This is a genomic window from Methanospirillum sp., from assembly GCF_035560735.1.
In the GTDB taxonomy this organism is placed as follows: domain Archaea; phylum Halobacteriota; class Methanomicrobia; order Methanomicrobiales; family Methanospirillaceae; genus Methanospirillum.
Genome location: NZ_DATMYY010000032.1, coordinates 1 through 2,308, shown reverse-complemented (window position 1 = coordinate 2,308; position 2,308 = coordinate 1). Strand labels below are relative to the sequence as shown.

Sequence of the window (2,308 nt, the reverse complement as noted above, 5' to 3'; positions counted from 1 at the left end):
TTTTTCACATATGGGTAAACCGGTTATTAATCCGCTTCTTCTCGAAGAAAAAAAAGAATTTTTTATCCATTCAATCGAGACATTGACTCCTCAATCCGGGTAGCAATCACAGAGAGATCACTGATTATCGTAGAGACCTGGTTTAACGCGGCTGCTGACTCTTCTGAAGCTGCTGCAGAGGAAATTGCTTCTTTGGCAGTCTCTACAGACATTGTTTTCACTTCAGAAACACTCGAAGTAATCTCTTCTACTGCAGCTGCTTCCTCTTCTGAAAGACTTGCAATTTCGGTCATGTGTGTTGAAATTTCTTCAACCTGGTCAGCAATTGAATTGAAATACTGAATCGTTTCAGTTATGGCGGTTGAGCCTCTTGACACTTCATTGGTAGCCTGGTTCATCGCTTTTCCGGCCCTCAAAGCCTGACTCTGCAGGGAATTGATGATTTTTGCTATATTATCAGTAGATCCCTGTGATTCCTGTGCCAGGGACTTGACTTCTTCAGCAACAACCGCAAATCCTCTTCCTGCATCACCGGCACGTGCTGCTTCAATTGCAGCATTTAATGCCAAAAGATTGGTCTGGTCTGCTATTCCTCCGATAATTTCAACAATCTTACCAATCTCCTTCATCTGATCATTAATTTCAGAAATGATTACCCCAACATCATGTACTGACGTGTTAATTGCATGAATCCCGTCCTCTGCAACAACTGCCTTTTTGACACCATCAGTGGAAATGGCATTAGCTTCTAGTGTAAGTCTGCTTACCTCATCCACCTTGGTAGCAACCGTTGTGACCGATGAACTCAACTCTTGCATGGCCACCAATACCTGCTCAACCGCCTGAACACTATTATCGGCATTTGCACTCACAATGTTTGAACTTTGAGCAATTGAAGCTGAACCCGCTGTAATCTCCTGAACACTCGCCGCTGCTTGCTCTGAAGAAGCCGTCAGAGTGGCCACTTGTTCAGAAACATTAGTTATCGCAAGTGAGAGTTCAGAACCAATGGTATTGAGGCCCTGTTTAAGGGCAATCAAGTCTCCGTTGGAGATTACATTCTCATCAAACCGGGCAGAGAATTTCGCATGTGAGAAGAGATCTGCAACCCGGAGTGCCTCATTGAGTGGAGTCGTAATTGCATCAAGCATATTGTTAATTCCAACAATAATATGTTGATACACTCCAACAAACAAGGTTTCATTTCCACGATTCTGGAGCCTTCCTTCTTCTGCTTCGGTAATGAGATAACTTATCTCCTGGATGATATTTTGGAGGCTGCTGATCAATTGTATGAGAGCAAGCGATATCTCATCCTGTTCATCTTTAGGGGTGATTGTAACTGAAAGATCGCCCTGTGCAATCTTCTTTACTGATGCAACTACTGAATACTGGAGATCATCTGAAAATGTATCCATCACTGATGTCAGTTCTCCAATTTCATCATTTCTTACGTAATTAAGCCTGTTTCCGAGATGACCAAGACTCATTTCCCTAATCATCAGGACTGCTTTGGATAGAGGGATTGTGATACTACGACTGATTAGAAATCCGAGACTGATTGCGATAATTGTTCCAATAATTATGGCACTCACAATAAGCGCCAAAATTACTAAAACTGTATTTTTTGTCTTTTCAGCAAGGGAATTCGCATATTCTATTTTATAAGCAACAAGGTCCTGAATTGCTGATGAAGCTTCAGCACGAGCATTAATCAGATCCCCTGTTGTCATGGTAGTAACTATTTCCGCTGAATTTCCAGAATCTATTACCTTATTGAAAGTATCTATCGCAGCAAGATAGGTATGCCAGGAATCCACCAGGTGTGAATAAATACGTTTCTCGTCATCAGTTTCAACATACATCTGATAGGCACTTATGTTTGCATCCATCGATGCAATGAGAGCCTCACTTTGCTTGCGAAGATTTTCCCGGTTCGTTGGTAACGCAACATATCCTGCAGTGTTGCCTCGAAGACGCCAGATATCCGCGTTTATTATCCCGAGTTTCTGAGTTGGAATAAGTTGATTCTCATTGATCTGATCAAGGTATGAACTCAGGGTAAGGACACTATATACCCCGATAATTCCAACGATTAATAAAATACCTACAATCAGGAGAAAAGAGCCGGTTAATTTCCTTCCAACCCGGATATTATCTAAAAAATTCAATCTACGCACCTCCACAAATGTGATCTGGTGTCTATCTCCCCTTCAACATTTCAATGTATGGTTGAGTTTTATGGGTGAAACAATATTGAAATTTAAATATTAAAAAAACCGGAGTTATATAAAAGCCCTGAAATTCT

Annotated in this window: 1 protein-coding gene; it reads right to left on the bottom strand. The window is 41.3% G+C overall.

Annotation, left to right across the window (positions count from 1 at the left end; translation table 11 throughout):
* Positions 1-62 precede the first annotated feature (62 nt).
* On the bottom strand, positions 63-2,171 hold the full coding sequence (locus VN429_RS00855) for a HAMP domain-containing methyl-accepting chemotaxis protein (protein WP_325628767.1): 2,109 nt from the start codon (positions 2,169-2,171) through the stop codon (positions 63-65).
* Positions 2,172-2,308 lie beyond the last annotated feature (137 nt).